This is a genomic window from Rhodobacteraceae bacterium Araon29, from assembly GCA_039640505.1.
Classification (GTDB): domain Bacteria; phylum Pseudomonadota; class Alphaproteobacteria; order Rhodobacterales; family Rhodobacteraceae; genus CABZJG01.
Genome location: CP046865.1, coordinates 818,942 through 837,040, shown reverse-complemented (window position 1 = coordinate 837,040; position 18,099 = coordinate 818,942). Strand labels below are relative to the sequence as shown.

Annotated in this window: 13 protein-coding genes and 1 pseudogene; 11 read left to right on the top strand and 3 right to left on the bottom strand. The window is 46.2% G+C overall.

All coding sequences use genetic code 11. The features are described from left to right. The first annotated feature begins 179 nt into the window (after positions 1-179). From GN278_03880 to GN278_03865, 4 genes are read left to right on the top strand one after another with little or no spacing between them, the layout of a single operon-like run. Positions 180-1,442, top strand: a complete 1,263-nt coding sequence (locus GN278_03880; protein ID XAT60027.1) for a peptidase — start codon at positions 180-182, stop codon at positions 1,440-1,442. Positions 1,443-1,448: 6 nt separating this feature from the next. Beyond that, on the top strand, positions 1,449-2,981 hold the full coding sequence (locus GN278_03875; GenBank protein XAT60026.1) for a thiol oxidoreductase: 1,533 nt from the start codon (positions 1,449-1,451) through the stop codon (positions 2,979-2,981). Continuing rightward, the gene (locus GN278_03870) at positions 2,978-3,994 is read left to right on the top strand and encodes a peptidase M75 (GenBank protein ID XAT60025.1); all 1,017 of its coding nucleotides are present in this window, start codon (positions 2,978-2,980) and stop codon (positions 3,992-3,994) included. The genes GN278_03875 and GN278_03870 overlap by 4 nt, the downstream gene beginning before the upstream one ends. Before the next feature lies 1 nt (position 3,995). Continuing rightward, entirely contained in the window at positions 3,996-5,066 is a 1,071-nt protein-coding gene (locus tag GN278_03865) for a DUF1513 domain-containing protein (GenBank protein ID XAT60024.1), read from the top strand. A 406-nt stretch (positions 5,067-5,472) separates the two neighbouring features. Here the strand turns inward: GN278_03865 and GN278_03860 are convergent. Both GN278_03860 and GN278_03855 read right to left on the bottom strand, forming a co-directional pair. Continuing rightward, positions 5,473-6,293: pseudogene (locus GN278_03860) on the bottom strand (IS3 family transposase). A 53-nt stretch (positions 6,294-6,346) separates the two neighbouring features. Next, positions 6,347-6,817 carry a winged helix-turn-helix transcriptional regulator gene (locus GN278_03855; GenBank protein XAT60023.1) on the bottom strand — a complete coding sequence of 157 codons (471 nt, stop codon included), beginning with the start codon at positions 6,815-6,817 and terminating at the stop codon, positions 6,347-6,349. 118 nt (positions 6,818-6,935) lie between these two features. On the opposite strand from GN278_03855, the gene hppD reads away from it, so the two are divergent. The 4 genes from hppD to fahA are packed head-to-tail and all read left to right on the top strand — an operon-like array spanning position 6,936 to position 11,256. Next, positions 6,936-8,042, top strand: a complete 1,107-nt coding sequence (gene hppD, locus GN278_03850; protein ID XAT60022.1) for a 4-hydroxyphenylpyruvate dioxygenase — start codon at positions 6,936-6,938, stop codon at positions 8,040-8,042. Continuing rightward, complete coding sequence (locus GN278_03845; GenBank protein XAT60021.1) at positions 8,039-9,370, top strand: homogentisate 1,2-dioxygenase; 1,332 nt, start codon at positions 8,039-8,041, stop codon at positions 9,368-9,370. Before hppD ends, GN278_03845 begins: the two co-directional genes overlap by 4 nt. After that, positions 9,367-9,996, top strand: coding sequence for a maleylacetoacetate isomerase (gene maiA, locus GN278_03840; protein XAT60020.1), 630 nt, complete (start codon positions 9,367-9,369; stop codon positions 9,994-9,996). Before GN278_03845 ends, maiA begins: the two co-directional genes overlap by 4 nt. 12 nt (positions 9,997-10,008) lie before the next feature. Then, positions 10,009-11,256, top strand: coding sequence for a fumarylacetoacetase (gene fahA, locus GN278_03835; GenBank protein ID XAT60019.1), 1,248 nt, complete (start codon positions 10,009-10,011; stop codon positions 11,254-11,256). 159 nt (positions 11,257-11,415) lie between these two features. Here fahA and GN278_03830 read toward each other — a convergent pair whose 3' ends face one another. After that, on the bottom strand, positions 11,416-13,575 hold the full coding sequence (locus tag GN278_03830) for a DEAD/DEAH box helicase (protein XAT60018.1): 2,160 nt from the start codon (positions 13,573-13,575) through the stop codon (positions 11,416-11,418). Positions 13,576-13,883: 308 nt separating this feature from the next. Here GN278_03830 and GN278_03825 point away from each other — a divergent pair, with 308 nt between their 5' ends. The 3 genes from GN278_03825 to GN278_03815 all read left to right on the top strand — a co-directional run bounded on the left by GN278_03825 (position 13,884) and on the right by GN278_03815 (position 18,051). Next, the gene (locus GN278_03825) at positions 13,884-14,765 is read left to right on the top strand and encodes an EamA family transporter (GenBank protein ID XAT60017.1); all 882 of its coding nucleotides are present in this window, start codon (positions 13,884-13,886) and stop codon (positions 14,763-14,765) included. 636 nt (positions 14,766-15,401) lie between these two features. Further along, positions 15,402-16,520, top strand: coding sequence for an aminotransferase (locus tag GN278_03820; GenBank protein ID XAT60016.1), 1,119 nt, complete (start codon positions 15,402-15,404; stop codon positions 16,518-16,520). 382 nt (positions 16,521-16,902) lie between these two features. Next, positions 16,903-18,051 carry a glycine cleavage system protein T gene (locus tag GN278_03815; protein XAT60015.1) on the top strand — a complete coding sequence of 383 codons (1,149 nt, stop codon included), beginning with the start codon at positions 16,903-16,905 and terminating at the stop codon, positions 18,049-18,051. The last annotated feature ends 48 nt before the right edge of the window (positions 18,052-18,099 follow it).

Sequence of the window (18,099 nt, the reverse complement as noted above, 5' to 3'; positions counted from 1 at the left end):
TATTGTCTATGTCGGATGGCTTTGACGTCAGACATGCAAGGGCGTTCAAAAAAATTAATACTTGCCATTCCTGACAAAATTAGTAAACAACTTTCTGCAAGTTATTATATATGATCTTGGCGAGGGCCAAAATTTAAACCCATCCCTTTTTTACCTCATACATTTAAAGGAATACACTCATGAAATCTGCACACCTAATCGCTACGGCGATGGTTATACCCATGGCCACTTCAGCCCTTGCGATTGATAAGTCCGATGTTTTAGAAACATATGCTGATATCGCTGCAGCCAAGTATCACGATAGTCTAATTACAGCTCAGTCTCTGCAAGCATCGGTAAATGCTCTGCTGGATAATCCGTCTGCTGAGGCATTGCAGGCTGCGAAAGAGGCCTGGTTGAAATCAAGAATTCCGTACCAGCAAACCGAAGTATATCGTTTCGGCAATGCAATTGTTGACGATTGGGAGGGAAAGGTAAACGCATGGCCTTTAGATGAAGGCTTGATTGATTATGTCGATGCCTCTTATGGAGGCCCATCAGACGAGAACGAATATGCGGCCCTAAATGTCGTTGCGAGCCCTAAATTCACACTTTCCGGTTCTCAAATTGATGCAACAACGATTACTCCAACTCTGCTGTCTGAAACTCTGCATGAAGCTGATGGCGTCGAATCCAACGTGGCTACGGGCTATCACGCGGTAGAGTTTCTATTGTGGGGACAGGATCTGAATGGTCACGGCAATGGCGCAGGTGCGCGCCCTTGGACGGATTTTGCTGCTGGAGATGCTTGCACAAACGACAATTGTGATCGCCGCGGGGAATATCTTAAAGCTGCTACTGATCTTTTGGTATCTGATCTTGAATGGATGGCCGCACAATGGACAGAAGGCGGAGCGGGCCGCGCCGAGTTGGTGGTAAATCAAGACGTAGGCCTTTCTGCAATTCTGACCGGTATGGGGTCGCTTTCTTATGGTGAACAGGCTGGCGAACGGATGCGTCTTGGCCTTATGCTGAACGATCCTGAAGAAGAGCACGATTGTTTTTCAGATAATACTCATAACAGCCACTACTTTGATGGCTTAGGCGTTCAGAACGTCTACCTTGGTTCTTACGTGCGTATTGATGGCACCGTGGTTACTGGTCCATCCTTGGCCGATATGGTTGCAGCCAAAGATGCATCACTAGATGCAGAGATGCGCAGCAAACTTTCGGCAACAATGATGGCACTTGGCCTGATCAAAACCACGGCGGAAGCTGGTTTTAGTTATGATCAAATGCTCGAGCGTGGCAATGCAGCAGGCGAATCTTTGGTAATGGGCGGAGTGAACGGGTTGATAGATCAAACCCGGTCAATTGAACGCATTGTCGCTGCACTTGGCTTAGACGAAATCGCGTTTGAAGGTTCAGATAGTCTTGATGATCCGGAAGCTGTGTTTCAATAACGGGTTGTGAAGTCATACGTTAAAGCACTTTTGATCACCATTACCGGCGTGATCACATCTTTAGGGTCAGCCTTAACGGCTGACCCTTTTGACGATCCACATTTAAATATCATTCCGCGCACCAAAGATGAAGTCGAGCGTATTTCAAAGGTCACAGCGCTGGCCACAGACTTTTCCGCGCCCAGCAAGTTTGAAGCCTCCTCTGCTGGTGCTGCGACGGTTCGAGTGCGCCGCAATGCAGATGCGTTTTCCCAATCATCGCGCAACCTTCGTTTTGAAGATCAGCTTACTTTTAAAGTTGGCAATGGATTATTTCGAAAGCTTTGGGTGTCATCGCCTGCGTCAACTCTTGCATCTGATGGGCTGGGCCCATTGTTTAATGCACGGTCCTGCCAGCGCTGCCATATCAAAGACGGCCGTGGCCACCCACCCGAACTTGACGACCAAAATGCAATATCCATGTTATTGAGGGTTTCAATACCCGACAACAATGCGGATATGAGCATAGAAATTGAAGGGTATCTGGCCAGCCTTCCTGAACCCACCTATGGATTGCAAATGCAGGATTTTTCTGTTCAGGGGCATCCGGCTGAATATAAACTTGCCGTGCATTATAAAGAAGAGCCCATCGCACTTTCAGAAGGAGAGATGGCCTCACTGCGGCACCCAACCTATCAGGCTACCAATCTTGGATATGGTCCAATGCACCCTGATGCCATGTTTAGCCCCCGCGTTGCGCCACAAATGATCGGGTTGGGATTGCTTGAGGCTGTTCCTGCAGCAGATATTTTGGCGCTCACTGATCCAAAGGACGCTGATGGCGATGGTATCTCGGGGCGTGCCAATATTGTGTGGTCAGTGGAATACGACCAGCCGATGGTGGGGCGGTTTGGCCTAAAGGCGGGATCGCCGACCCTTCGTGAACAAGCCGCCGTGGCCTTTTCAGGGGATATTGGCATCTCATCTACTCTTTTTCCAAAAGCGGCAGGGGAGTGTACCAAGCTGCAAGTAGACTGCCAAAATGCATTGCACGGGGATCAAGGGGGACAAGGCACTGAAATTGACGATAAGGGGCTTGATCTTGTGACCTTTTACAGCCGCAATCTCGCTGTTCCGGCGCGCCGAGATGTAGATGATCCCAAAGTGCTTAACGGCAAAAAGGTATTCTATACGACGGGTTGCACAGCCTGTCATCAACCGAGCTTTGTTACTCATAGACTGAAAGATCGCCCCGCGCAGAGCTTTCAATTGATTTGGCCCTATTCAGACATGCTGCTGCATGATCTAGGAGAGGGGTTGGCGGACAACCGTCCCGAAGCCAGAGCAACGGGGCGCGAATGGCGCACGGCGCCACTGTGGGGGATTGGGTTAACCAAGCAGGTAAGCGGGCACAGTTATTTCTTGCATGACGGTCGGGCACGGTCCTTGTTAGAAGCAGTTTTATGGCATGGAGGAGAAGCTCAAGATCAACGCGATGCGGTGATTGAAATGCCGAAAGTGGATCGTGATGCCTTAATTACATTTCTGGAAAGCCTATGAAAAAAGTCATCTTTGCAATCATTTGCGCTTCTTGTGCCACCTTAGCCTTTGGACAAAAAGAGGCCGAGCGCACAAAGGGCATTGTGGGTGACCATATTCTTCCCGGTTTTGAAATACTTGCAAATCAGTCGGCAAATTTAGCTCAAATTGCTCAGAAAAATTGCACCGCAGGCTCGGCGCCTTTACACGCTGCCTACGCAAATGCCTTTGATGCCTGGATAGCAGTTTCGCACCTTCGGTTTGGTCCCTCAGAAATTGATGATCGTGCATATGCCTTGGCATTTTGGCCAGACCCTCGCGGGTATACCCCCAAAGCTCTCAAAGCATTGATACACAGCAAAGATCCAATTATCGAAGCGGTTGAAGACTATGCTGAAGTGTCAATCTCTGCGCGTGGATTCTATGCGTTGGAATTTTTGATTTACGATCCAGTTTTGAGCGTTGAAGGTGAAGAACACTATCGCTGCGATCTTATTAAAATCATAGCTAAAGATATCCAATTTCTTGCAGATAGCATCTATACGGACTGGAAAAATGAATATGCGGTGAGCATGCTTATGCCCACACTTAAAGGCCGCTATAGATCTGAAGAAGAGGCTATTCAGGAGCTTTTCAAAGCGTTGTCAACCGGCCTTCAGTTCACATCTGATACACGACTGGGCCGCCCATTGGGCACATTTGACCGCCCAAGGCCACGGCGGGCAGAGGCGTGGCGCTCGGGTCGATCTAGTCACCATATTGCCATTTCTCTGTCAGCTCTACGGGATATTGCCATCAAACTTGCCCCAACGGGCAGTCCGTTAGAGCACCGTTTGGGGTTGGCATTTGAGCGCGCCCTATTGCAACTTGCAAATTTAGATGATCCGATATTTGCAAGTGTGGCCGAAACGCAGACACGGATTAAAGTGGAAATCGTCCAACAATCTGTTGACGCTATACGTAAAATTGTTCGCGACGAACTTGGTCCTGAACTGGGTGTTATTGCAGGATTTAACGCGATGGATGGTGACTGATATGAATACCCGGCGGCAGTTTCTGGCAGGATTACTGGCTACAGGTCTATCGCCCAACCCGACTTGGGCTGAAATAGGATCACCTGCTTATCTGTCTTCTGCAGCTCAAACGGACGGCTCTTATCTACTCTGCGGTATTGGGGTAAACCTCAAAACCCTATTTCAAATTCCGCTGCCGGCCCGAGGGCATGCCGCTGCAGCACATCCACTCAGGCCTGAAGCCGTTGCCTTTGCCCGCCGCCCCGGTACATTCGCTTTGGTTGTTGACTGTTTGATAAGGCGGCCGAAGGCAAAGTTAACTTCGCCGAAGGGGCGACATTTCTACGGTCATGGAGTGTTCAGCCGAAATGGCGACTGGCTGTTTACGACAGAGAATGATTATGAAGCAGGCAAAGGTATTGTCGGTGTCTGGGATGCGCGAAACGGGTATAAACGGATCACTGAATTCAACAGTGGTGGCATCGGTCCGCATGACATAAAACGACTGCCAGAGACAGATATTTTGGTTGTTGCAAACGGGGGCATAGATACGCATCCAGACACCGGAAGGACAAAGCTAAACATCCCGGATATGGCACCCAATCTTTCCTATATTGAAAATGGATTGGTTGTTGAGGTCGCCACGCTCGGTTCGGAATGGCATAAAAACTCGATACGCCACTTGGCCGTTTCTGCTGCGGGTAATGTTGCCTTTGGAATGCAATGGCAAGGTGGCGCAGATCTGCCGCCAGCGGTAGCTCTGCATAGGCGGGGCTCGGTGCCAAAGACAATTGATGTACCGCCCCTGCTTCTAAGGCAAATGGACGGCTATGTTGGCAGTATTGCTTTCACAGGCGATGAGCATGGCATCGTTGCTACTTCTCCAAGAGGAGGAACCGTGCAAATTTATGACGCCGCAGGACAGGGATTGATATCTAGCATAGAACTTATGGATGCAAGTGGCGTTGCGGCCTATCAGAAGGGCGTTATAATTTCATCTGGAGCAGGTGTGTTAGCAAGCCTATCGACCACATCGCACCAGTTAAACCGTTCAACTAATTTACGTTGGGATAACCATATGATACGGATATGAAATTCGGATTAGTTACCAACGCGATCTGAGCTTATTAGTTATATTCTTTTTACAGCGGCGCTACCCAGTCAGGCCGCGAAAGACATCGGCGGACAGTTTCGGAACCTTAAGTTTCAAGTTCACATTTTTGAATCTAACCTCCAGACTGTTAAAGCCTCTTTGACCACCCAATTTTTTTGCAAACTACAGCCAAATCTGACTAAGTGGTGCCAAAAGCGGCCTTAAAAAGATTGGTCCAACCTAATGAGGCCATTGAATTTATAAGAAACCCTGGGAAAAAATGGCACGGCAGGGAGGTGATTACTCCGCCAGCAGGAGATAAACCTATCGCAATGTATTACACCGCTCGTTTGACTTTTGTAGTGAACTGTGTGCCTAGCTCGGTCTGATTGGTCCAAGACGATTGTTAGTGCATGATAGGCCTTTGGTCCATCGGTATGATGGTTTCGGGTGCTGGTGGACGATAGCCCAGTGCACTTTGTGGTCTCTTAGTATTGTAGTGACATCTCCATTGTTCAATGATAATTTGTGCTTCCCTTTAGGTGTAAAAGCTCTCTGCGTTAAGCAGTTCATCTCTGAACCTGCCATTGAAGCTTTCACAATATCCATTCTCCAAAGGAGAACCTGGCTCGATGTAGGCAGTCTTTGCACCCACAGCTGCAATCCAGTCTCTGACAGCCTGAGCAACGAACTCGGGGCCATTGTCTGACCGTATGAATGCTGGAAAGCCTTGCAAGATAAATTGATCTGTCAGAGCATTAATCACGTTCGTAGAGTTCAGTTTTCGATCTACCTTGATGGCCAAGCATTCCTGGCTGAACTCGTCGATAAGGTTCAGCGTTCGAAACGCCTTCCCGTCATCGGTGCGGCAATGAACAAAGTCATAACTCCAGACATGATTGCGATACTCAGGACGCAACCGAACGCATGAGCCGTCATTGAGCTATAGCGGCCCTTTCTTTGGTTGCTTTTGTAGAACCTTAAGCCCCTCTTATCGCCACAGCCTCTCGATACGGCCATCACTTACGGACCAACCAGCGTCTCTCAGCAAGGCAGCAATCCTACGATAGCCATATCTGCCAAACTGGCGAGCCAGCGGTAATAAGTTTGATTAACAACTCCTATCTGCCTGATCGCATCAAGACGGGACATTCCTTGCCCCATCAACACCTCAACTTGCCGTAACCTCTAGACAATCTCTTCTGGCCTTAGTCGTTTGTTTGTCATTCTCGGTCCTACGTTCCCTCAATATAACAGTGGACCAATTCAGATCAGGAGGCTCATTTTGGGAGATGCAATGAGTGGGGTTGTTTGATTTCCTTTAATGCAATTTCGGATTTGACCTGTCCTATAATTGGCTGCGGTAACAGAACGGTATGTATAAAATCCGAAAAAGTTGCCAAATCTTTACATTGCACAATAAGAATATAATCAGCATCTCCTGAAACAGAGAAAGCTTCAATGATTTCATCATGACTGTTTAATAAACCAGAAAATTCTTTTGCATTTTTTTCACTGTGCGAATTAAGATTGACCCTGATCACCGCCCGCAGACCTAGACCCATGGCCTCATCATTAAGCCGTGCGTGATAACCAGCTATGATCCCCTCTTTTTCCAATCTTAAACGCCTGCGCGAACATTGCGACGGTGATAAGTTAACCACCTCACTAAGTTGTGCGTTTGTTAAAGCTCCGTCTTTCTTCAAAGCTCTCAATATGGCTTGATCATACTGATCAATAGATTCATGCATATTTATGCCCTTAACTACACTTTACGTGAGAAACGTAATTATTTTTGCGTCAATTTGCAAATTTATAACAATAATATGCATATATCATTCAATTAAATAAATAAAAAAGGAGAACATCATGGGTCCATTCCCCCATGACGCGCCCTGCGCAAAAATTACATTAGACAATCCAGCTGGAACAGATGGTTTTGAGTTTGTTGAATTTGCTCACCCTGATCCGCAATCTTTACGCGATAGCTTTATGAAGATGGGTTATAACCACGTAGCCAATCACAAGAACAAAAGGGTCGAGCTTTGGCAGCAAGGTGATATTTCTTACTTGATAAATGCAGAATCCAACACCCATGCTGCCGATTTTATTGCAAAACACGGCCCCTGCGCATCCTCAATGGGGTGGCGAGTTGTCGATGCAGAGCATGCCTTTAATCATGCTGTGAAAAATGGTGCAGTTCCTTACGATGGCGTCGGTAAAGTTATGGATGTACCTGTGATTTTGGGCATTGGCGGATCATTAATTTATTTTTTTGAAAAATATTTCGACCAAAGTGTTTACAACGAGGAATTCGACTGGATCACGAATGCGCATCCACAAGGTGTTGGGTTTTACTACCTAGATCACCTTACGCATAACGTGTTCAAGGGAAACATGGATAAATGGTTCCAGTTCTACAATAAGCTATTCAATTTCAAAGAAATCCGTTTCTTCGACATTCAAGGCAAGTATACTGGTCTTTATAGTCGTGCTTTGACATCACCTTGCGGGCGTATTCGTATCCCAATCAATGAAGACCGGGGCGAGACAGGACAAATTGTCAACTACCTGAAAAAGTACAACGGCGAAGGCATCCAACATATCGCTGTGGGGACACAGGATATCTTCACTTCGGTTGATGCTATTGCAGATAAGGGCATGCATTTTATGCCAGGGCCACCTGACATCTATTACGATTTATCCTTTGACCGGGTGAGAAGTCACAGTGAACCAACCAATCGTATGAAAAAGCACGGTATCTTGATTGATGGCGAAGGTGTATTAGACGGTGGTGAAACAAAAATCTTACTACAAATTTTCTCCAAGACGGTCATTGGCCCCATTTTTTTCGAATTCATCCAGCGCAAAGGGGACGATGGGTTTGGAGAAGGCAACTTCAAGGCTTTGTTCGAAAGCATCGAGGCCGAAGAAATTGCCAAGGGCGATTACGGTGATGGAGTTGATGCAGTATGAGCTTGACCTACGCACCCTCACTTGCAGGTCCTTCCAAAGGGTACATGCCCGGTTTTGGGAATGACTTCGAAACCGAGGCTCTACCGGGAGCGTTACCCACGGGCATGAATAGCCCGCAGCGCCTTGAATACGGCCTATATGCAGAACAGTTATCTGGATCGGCTTTCACGAAATCACACCCCGAGCGAACCTGGTGCTATCGTATCAGGCCTTCAGTGAAACACACACATAGATTTGAAAAGATACAGGTCCCTTATTGGCTGTCTGCCCCGCAAATAGACCCTGATATAATCTCGCTAGGCCAATATCGTTGGGATCCAATTCCGAGTACTGATGGATTGAATTGGATCACGGGCATGCGCACGGTGACTACAGCTGGTGATGTAAATACGCATACGGGTATGGCCTCCCATATATACCTAGTGACCGAAAGTATGGTGAATGAATATTTTTATTCCGCCGATTCAGAGCTGCTTGTTGTGCCGCAGCAAGGCAAGCTACGCTTTGCAACAGAATTGGGGGTTATAGACATTGCTCCGCAAGAAATTGCAGTGTTACCGCGCGGCCTAGTGTACCGTGTTGAGGTTCTACAGGGTCCGTGCCGTGGGTTTGTTTGTGAAAATTATGGGCAGGTTTTTGACTTACCTGACCGAGGGCCAATTGGGGCGAATTGCCTTGCAAACCCAAGGGATTTCAAAACGCCCGTTGCGGCTTTTGAGGACCGTGAAGTCCCCTCGGCAGTAACCGTCAAGTGGTGTGGGCAGTTCCACAAAACTGAGATTGGCCATTCGCCACTAGACATCATTGCCTGGCACGGCAACTATGCTCCCTACAAATATGATCTAAAGAATTATTGCCCAGTTGGCGCCGTTCTATTCGATCACCCTGATCCTTCGATATTCACAGTATTGACAGCCCCCTCTAGTCAAGTTGGAACGGCTAATATCGACTTCGTTCTATTTCGAGAAAGATGGATGGTCGCAGAAAATACTTTTCGCCCGCCCTGGTATCATAAAAATGTTATGTCAGAACTAATGGGAAATATTTATGGCGAATATGACGCTAAGCCCACAGGTTTTGCTCCTGGCAGTATGAGCCTACATAATATGATGTTACCTCACGGCCCAGATCGGGATGCTTTTGAAAAAGCATCTAAGGCTAATTTAGGGCCAGATAAGCTTGATCGAACAATGAGCTTCATGTTCGAGACCCGTTTTCCACAACATTTAACCAAATATGCTGCAAAGGAAGCCCCATTACAGGATGATTATATCGACTGCTGGGCATCCTTGGAAAAGAAATTTGATGGCACGCCGGGTCTGAAATGAAGCTTTATTCCTATTGGCGTTCTACGACCTCATATAGGGTACGTATTGCTCTTCATATGAAAAGCATAGCACATGAAATTATACCGGTTGATTTGGTAAATGGTGAACATAGAAACGCAACATGTCAGTTAATAAATCCGGCAAAAGGTGTGCCGATTTTAATACTGGAAGATGGATCTGTTCTCACACAATCGCTCGCAATCTTGCGCTACCTTGATAAAATATATCCAGACCCTCCATTATTACCGAAAAATCCGTTTGACGCTGCACAAGTTGAGGCAACTTCTCTTATAATTGCCACCGACATTCATCCTGTGAATAATTTAAAAGTTACAAATAAATTCAGAGAGTTAGGGCATAGTCAAGAAGCAGTTGTGAGCTGGATGAAACATTGGATGCGTGAAGGTTTATTTGCCTTTACAACTTTGCTGCGCGACGGCCCTTTTTGCTTTGGTAGTCATCCGAGTTTAGCAGACATATGCCTAATTCCACAACTCTACAACGCAAGGCGCTGGGGGGCTGACCTCAGCGAATTAGGAAGATTAATTGAAATTGAGCAAAACTGTCTACAGTTAGAATCTTTTCAACTGGCAGAGCCAGATAGACAAATTGATGCTAAGAAATAAAAGGGGATTTGTATGTCCAAACGGCTAACTTCTTGGGTTAAAAGCGCAAATAATCCTGATACTGAATTTCCACTGAACAATTTACCTTATGGCGTTTTTAGTACTAAAGGCCGTTCGAAACATTGTGGTGCGGCAATTGGGGACCACATCTTGGATCTCACATCGCTTGAGAGGGATGGAATTCTTCATCTGCCAAAAAAACATGTCTTTAGTAAAGGGGTCTGGAATGACTTCATGGCCTTAGAACAAAGAACATGGTTATCTTTTCGCACTGAGCTAATGGTACTTCTTTCTAAAGACTCTGATGCCATTGATAAACTGACTAATCATCTTATCCCCCAATCAGACTCAGAGTTGCACATGCCTTTCAGTGTAACAGAATTCACAGATTTTTATGCCGGAAAGCATCATGCAACAAATGTAGGAACTATGTTCCGTGGAGCTGACAATGCATTACCGGAAAACTGGCTGCATATTCCAATTGGCTACAATGCCCGTGCTTCCTCGGTAGTCGTTTCTGGCACTGACGTCAGGCGTCCAAATGGTCAAATTAAAAATGCAGATGATAAAGGGCCAATTTTTGGGCCTTCGTCTCGTTTTGACTTTGAATTAGAGATCGGTGCCATTGTCGGGCACCCCTCCTCAGGGCGAATTTCCGTAGATCAAGCAGATGAGAACATATTTGGTTATGTATTATTAAATGACTGGTCGGCACGAGATATTCAGGCTTGGGAATACCAGCCTCTCGGTCCTTTTCAGGCAAAAGCAACAGCTTCAACAATCAGCCCGTGGATTGTGACGAGTGAAGCGCTTGAGCCATTTCGGGTGAATACACCTAAACGGGAACATGAGTTACTCGAGCATATACGGGATACAAAGCCTATGCTTTATGACCTTGCGCTCTCTGTGAGTATTCAAACGCAGGATGGCTCTAAAACGACCGTAAGCCAGACAAATTATAGTGAAATGTATTATTCATCTGCACAGCAGTTGGCACACCATTCATCATCCGGATGTCCAATGCGTGTCGGCGATTTACTGGGGTCTGGGACAATTTCTGGCCCGGAGCAGTTCAATTGCGGTTCTATGTTGGAAATTTGTTGGGGTGGAAGAGAGCCAATTACTTTAAAGGACGGTACATCACGTCGCTTTCTAAAAGATGACGATATTGTAATTTTCAAAGGTGAGGCCAAAGGGGAGGACTACAAAGTTGGGTTTGGTTCGTGTGAAGGTCGTTTGGTTAAAGGTGAAGCCATCTAAAAGTTGACAATAGCACAGTTCTAAAATGTGTTATTTTGGCAAGCTACAGACAAACCTAAACAATTGCTCCCAAAAGCTGTCCAAGGCGACAAATCAGAAATTGTGCACAAAAGAACCTCAGGCTCGTGAATTGTTATGTGAACGCACCAAACAATTTCTTCAAGACCCGGAACGGCGGGGCGCTTGCCGTCCTATACTTTCAGCCGCACGGCGCGCTTTATTTTTTTTACTATTGGGTTTGCCCACCGCCGGCGCCAGATTTTTACCGCCCTTGGGCTTATCAGCGGCACCGCATCGCTTGGCTTCATAAGCAGCATATGGTTTGCCAGATGATTTCCCACCAGTTTTGTCACCCGATTTGCCAGAAGCTTTCCCGCCGTATTTTGCCCCACGGGATTTGCGCTCGACGACAGCGCCATCATCACAGGCTCGCTGCATGGGCGAGCGAGGCTTTTCAAAACGGCGAGACACGTTTGAGGCACCCGGCTTGCTGCCCGATTTCACCACCGCTTTTGGTTGCCCCGAAGCGGTTTTCCGCGTGGGTTTTGCGGAGCGATGCGATTTGGAACGGTCAGGTTTAGCAGAAGAGCTTTCGGCAGTAGATGCCAGCATCATCTGTCCGTCCTTGGCTTTGCTATGATGCCTGTCTTGCTTTGTGGGGGCATCTTTGTGACTAACTTCCCTTTTGTGCGTTCTTACCGGTTTTTGCGAGGGCTTAAATGCTGGTTTCGGCCCTTTTGCAGCTGCCGGCACGTAGTTTAGCGCATTAAGGATCAAACCGCCTTCCACTTTCATCTCTTTGCCAAGCGCCTGAGTGAAACGAGTAACGGCCTTTTGTGAAATCTCTATAAAAGTTTCATCATTTTGAATGCGGATCGCACCAATATCATCTTTGGTGATATGTCCTGCATTGCATAGAGTTGGCAAAAGACGGCGCACTTCAGTACCTTGGTTGCGGCCCTGATTGAGCGAAAACCATTTGGAAGGGCCAAAAGGCGCAGCGGGTTTTGCAGAGCGGAGGTCTGCCGCAGTTGAAAGCTCTTCGGGGGCTGAGACACGTTGACTATACAAACGCAGGTAGGCAGCGGCAATCTGCTTATGATCAAATTGTGCGGCCAACTGCTCAACCATTTCTGATTCACCCGAGGAAATCGGCTCGGCCCACATTGGATCGGCAAGCAATCGCTCTTGATCGCGCCGGCGCACCGCTTCGGCTGAAGGCACCTCTCTCCATTCAGCAGAAAGTTTTGCCCCTTGCAAAATACGCTCGGCCTTACGTCGCTGCTTGGCCGTTACGATCAAACAACTTTCCCCTTTTCGCCCGGCGCGCCCAGTGCGACCCGAACGATGCAGTAGAGTTTCATGGTTATTGGGCAATTCAGCATGCACCACCAAATCCAAACCCGGCAAGTCAATCCCACGCGCGGCCACATCCGTGGCAACACAGACCCGAGCGCGGCCATCCCTCATCGCTTGCAGCGCATGGCTGCGCTCGGCCTGGGATAACTCTCCAGACAAAGCCACGACAGAAAAATTACGATTGGAAAGCCGCGTGGTGACCCGGTTGACCATTGCCCGCGTGTTGCAAAATACAATAGAATTCGGAGCTTCGTAAAACCGCAATATATTGATAATTGCATTTTCAGCATCATGGTTGGCCACTGTCATCGCATTGTATTTGATGTCATTATGCTGTTCTGTTTCGGCAACGGTGGTGACGCGTACCGCGTCGCGTTGATAGCTTTTGGCCAAGTTTGCAATCGTTTTAGGCACTGTTGCCGAAAACATTAACGTACGGCGATCATCGGGTGCTTCGCCAAGAATAAATTCAAGATCTTCACGAAACCCCAAATCCAACATTTCATCAGCTTCGTCTAATACCACCCCGCGCAAAGAGGATAAATCGATACTGCCGCGCATAATATGATCTCGTAGGCGACCAGGTGTCGCTACCACAATATGCGCCCCACGCCCTAGGGCACGACGTTCATCGCGCATATCCATTCCGCCAACGCAGGAAGCCATAACAACCGCTGCAGGCGCGTAGAGCCAGGCCAATTCCCGCTTCACCTGCAATGCCAATTCCCGCGTGGGCGCGATAATCAAAGCCAGCGGAGCATCAGCAATGCCAAAACTGTCTTCTTCACCCAGCAAGGTTTCACCTAATGCTAATCCAAAACCAACAGTTTTGCCCGATCCAGTTTGCGCTGAGACAAGAAGATCCACGTTTTGCAATTCAGCATCAGTCACAGCCTTTTGAACAGGCGTCAGAGTTTCATATCCCCGTTGTGCCAGGGCATCTGCAAGGGTTTTTTTCACAGGCGTCTTCTTTTCTAAGCTAAGGAGCGGTTTGATCTTCGCAAGACGCGTGCCTAAGCCGTTTGATCCGCTTTGTATAGATGCTAGATCACACTCTTTGCGTTCAAGTCGCTTGATTTTTGTTAAATTGAGTTTTTCCAATCTCACAAAGCCCGGAACATGAAGCTAGCAATTCCAGATACTCTAACCAAAAGTATTACTTATTTTGGGGGCTGGACACCAAAGCATATACGCATACTTGACTTTATTCAGATTGAAGAAGACTGCTTGTAATTATAAAACTAAATTGCTTTTGGGTTTGGAGCCAAATGACATCTAATGTTCGCGCAATTCTTATCTGCTTGTTGGCTTACCTTTGCTTTGATTTGATGGCTGTCCATGTGCGAATACTATCTACATATTATTCGCCTCAGGAGCTATCAGTATACCGTAATGTTTTAGGGGTCCTCCCTACCGTTGGCCTTTTGGCGTACACCCGAGAGTTAAGATTTGAACTTAACGCATATAAAATAAAAAGATGGAAACTAGCGTTAGCAAGAGGCTTTTTTGTAGCCCTAGCACAACTTCTTTTTTACACAGCACTGGCTAATCTAGAACTGGCGACTGTATCAGCACTGGGCCAAACAAATGCATTATTTGTCGTATTAATTGCGATCATTATTTACAAAGAGCACGTAGGCTTATGGAGATGGGGTGCAATTACAATTGGTTTTACTGGTGCTCTTTTAATTGTGCGGCCCAACTCTGACGTGTTTACTTGGGCGGCGTTAATGCCCATCGGTGCTGCATTTTTCTACGCGTCTTCTATGGTCACATTACGGAGTTTTGACAAATCAATTTCAAGCTCTGTGCTTTACTTATACTCTGCAACATCTGCGGCAGTTGGAGCCATTGCAATAGCGGCAATAACTATTGATTTTAGCCCGATCCAATCATTTAAAGACGGCACATTGATATTTAGCATGTCGATATGCGGTAGTTTTGGAGTGATCTTCTTAATGTATGCTTTCCGTAATGCGCCCGCAGCGGTTCTTGCACCCTTCAATTATTTTGGCATCATAACTGCGTTTTGTTTTGGTTGGTTCATTTTTGGTGAATTTCCAATTGACACCCTATTCCCCGGAATTTTCCTAATAGTACTTTCTGGTTTAACCATCCTTTGGCGCGAGCACCGCCAGAAGCCTATATAGACGTAGCACTATTTTTGTAGAGTGGGTGGAAGCAGCGCAGCGCATAAATGCACTAAGTTGATACAGGGGGTTATATATTGATATCATCTTTTGAGAGAGCAAAGATGATTTTACTTCTGGATGGGACCCATGAATCAGAGATCTTTCAACGAATAAAATAAACAATATGCATTCTGATAAATTACGACTAAACCTGACTAATCGGTCTCCAAAAATGGTCCAGCTGTGGGGAGATTATACGCTCTATACCTGCGATTAAATACTTCTAATACTCCGATATTATTAGCTGCATTATACCCCATTTCATAACAATGCGGTGTTTTTTTGGTCAGTAATCGACTGAGGGCCAGTGCCATGCGGGTATGCTTGGGTACTGTATATCGATCTTCTTTTTCGGTTATAAAACTCTTTATAATGTGAACTGTACCGAACGTACTCAGGGTGGTATTGGTACTTCGATCAGAGCGACAGGAAATGCTATGGAGCAAACTTTGTGGAAAAAAAGTACATGATTTTGTATTTTCCAAGTATCAATGAGATATGTGGCACCAAACGGGGCAGGATCATCTTGTATAATTGGCTGCTCCACTTGTCGGCTATTTTCACAACTTTCCTAAGTCCAAAAAGGAAAATGGTATGAAAATTGATACTTTTGGCGTTGAAATATGGATGAACGAGTGGGAGACAAAATGCACTTTCAACTTGGCTGAAACCTGTGTTGAGAGCTTAACAATAAATGAACTGCTTGAGATCACTGGCAGAAACGAAGCCGATTTGTCGACACTGCTGCCACTTAAAATGACCTATGGAGAAATCAAAGGTTCAGATCGTCTTCGAAACGCGATTTCAGCTCTTTACTATAAGCAAAGTGATGAAAATATCCTTGTAACCCATGGGACAATTGGCGCAAATATGTTGGTTCATAAAACTTTGGTTGAACCTGGAGATCGGGTGATCTCGATTGTGCCAACCTATCAGCAACATTATTCTATCCCCAAAAGCATTGGTGCTGAGATCGATTTGTTGCATTTGCGGGAAGATATGGGCTGGCTACCCGATCTGGATGCTTTGAAAAAAATGGTGGCGTCTAGGGCAAAGTTAATTGCCCTGACAAACCCCAATAATCCAACAGGTGCACTTATCCCACGCGAAATGTTGGAGGAAATTGCCAACATCGCCCGCGATGCTGGTGCTTGGGTCCTGTGTGACGAGGTTTACCGTGGAACTGACCAGAAGGGTCAGGGCATGACAGCATCTATGGCAGATATTTATGAAAAAGGGATCAGTACGGCAGGGATGTCCAAGGCATATAGTCTTGCAGGTCTTAGGTTAGGTTGGATTGCGGCACCCAATGAGTTGATCGAGGAGGTAATGATTCACCGAGATTATGATACGATCAGCGTCGGCTTGATCGACGATTATTTTGCTACTCTCGCTTTGGAAAATTGTGATCGGTTGCTTCAGCGCTCGCACCGCATCACACGGGGAAACTTGGCATATCTGGCAACTTGGATTGCAAAGGAACCCAAGCTATCTTGGATAAAACCTGAATCTGGCACAACGGCGCTCGTGAAGCTTGGTTTAGAGATGACGTCTTATGACTTTTGTATTGCGCTTTTGCAGGAGAAAGGTGTGATGTTCACGCCTGGATCTGCACTGGGCATGGAAGGGTATGTCAGGATTGGCTATGCTAATAATCCTGACATTCTAACTGCCGGATTAGAGCACGTATCAGACTTCCTATCACGTCTATGATACTTGTGCAAAAACGAAGGCAGTTCTTGGCCAATAAAAACCTAGAGTTTATGTCAAACACTAAGCGCCTAAACATGAAACAACGCGCTCTGGAAACTCTATTAAAAATGGTGCATAGTTTGAGGGCTCAACAGCGCTGGAAAAGCGTATTATAGACGTCACTTTGGCATATTAAGATGTCGAAAATCCGACAGACTACGAGCGGTCCAGTCGGGAAATATTTAAAGCACTTAAGTTTTACAAAGTGTTTGCCGCACAATTCAAGATTTTTACCTTTAAATTTTTTGCCATTCAGTTGCTCTGATCTACTTTTGTCAGAATACAAAAGCAGACTATCGGAAAAGAAGTAATTCTTGATTTCTAAATCGGAGAATATCGCAAAATGAAGCAGCAATTCCAGAAATTTAGCTTTGGTACACAGGTTCGCAAATCACCCTATTCTGATGCAGCATTAAGGTGGGGCGCTAAAGGTTTCTCGGTTTATAACCACATGTACATTCCTCGAGATTTTGGAGATCCAGTTCAAAACTTTTGGAACTTGGTGAATGATGCTATTTTATGCGATGTCGCTGTCGAGCGCCAGGTGGAAATTAAGGGCCCAGATGCTGCACGTTTTACCCAGTACCTGACGTGCCGTGACATATCAAATTGCGAAGTTGGCCAATGTAAGTATGTTTTGATTACCGATGAAACAGGTGGTGTAATCAATGATCCAATATTATTAAAACTAGCAGAAAATCACTTCTGGCTATCTATTGCGGACAGTGATGTATTGCTCTGGGCAAAAGGTGTTGCAGTCCACTCCGGTATGGATGTGCAGATAAGTGAGCCAGATGTTTCACCCCTTCAACTTCAAGGACCTAAATCACGTGATATATTGAGAGCAGCGTTTGGAGACGCACCAACTGATTTGAAATACTACAGGTTCATTGAATACGACTGGAATGGCGTGCCATTAATTATTTCTCGAACAGGCTGGTCTAGTGAGCTTGGCTATGAAATTTTTTTACGTGAAGGGAGCGCAGGTGGTGATTTGTGGGACTATCTAATGGAAGTTGGAAAGCCAAAGGGCCTGTATCCTGGGCACACCTCAAGCATTAGAAGGATTGAAGCAGCTATGTTGTCTTACAACGCCGATATGACCACAGAAGACAACCCCTTTGAACTTGGTATGGGGCATTTTGTTTCTTTGGATAGTGACGTTGAATTTATAGGTAAAGAAGCTTTGATGCACATCAAAAAAACTGGCGTAACCAAGCATTTCATTGGAATTGAAATTGATGGAGACCCCCTTGTAGGCTCAAACGATACACGGTGGCCACTCTTGTCAGCTGGTGAGCCAATTGGCTACGTTACCTCAGCGATATATTCTCCCAGGTTAGACAAAAATATTGCCTTAGCGATGGTCGATTTTGACCGGACAAAAGTGGGCAGCCAATGCGAGGTTGAATTTGCTGAGCAAACTCGAAACTGCGCCGTAGTTCCCAAGCCATTTTTTGATCCGAAGAAAAGCATCGCCATTAGTGCTTAAATAATATTCTTGTCATCAAGAAAAGAACATTTTAATCGTTTTTATATG

Bases quoted from the DNA above. Each gene is read 5' to 3' on its own strand.
- GN278_03825 (XAT60017.1), top strand. From the start codon at position 13,884: ATGACATCTAATGTTCGCGCAATTCTTATCTGCTTGTTGGCTTACCTT.
- GN278_03845 (XAT60021.1), top strand. From the start codon at position 8,039: ATGAGCTTGACCTACGCACCCTCACTTGCAGGTCCTTCCAAAGGGTAC.
- GN278_03870 (XAT60025.1), top strand. From the start codon at position 2,978: ATGAAAAAAGTCATCTTTGCAATCATTTGCGCTTCTTGTGCCACCTTA.
- GN278_03820 (XAT60016.1), top strand. From the start codon at position 15,402: ATGAAAATTGATACTTTTGGCGTTGAAATATGGATGAACGAGTGGGAG.
- GN278_03855 (XAT60023.1), bottom strand. From the start codon at position 6,817: ATGCATGAATCTATTGATCAGTATGATCAAGCCATATTGAGAGCTTTG.
- hppD (XAT60022.1), top strand. From the start codon at position 6,936: ATGGGTCCATTCCCCCATGACGCGCCCTGCGCAAAAATTACATTAGAC.
- fahA (XAT60019.1), top strand. From the start codon at position 10,009: ATGTCCAAACGGCTAACTTCTTGGGTTAAAAGCGCAAATAATCCTGAT.
- GN278_03880 (XAT60027.1), top strand. From the start codon at position 180: ATGAAATCTGCACACCTAATCGCTACGGCGATGGTTATACCCATGGCC.
- GN278_03815 (XAT60015.1), top strand. From the start codon at position 16,903: ATGAAGCAGCAATTCCAGAAATTTAGCTTTGGTACACAGGTTCGCAAA.
- maiA (XAT60020.1), top strand. From the start codon at position 9,367: ATGAAGCTTTATTCCTATTGGCGTTCTACGACCTCATATAGGGTACGT.
- GN278_03865 (XAT60024.1), top strand. From the start codon at position 3,996: ATGAATACCCGGCGGCAGTTTCTGGCAGGATTACTGGCTACAGGTCTA.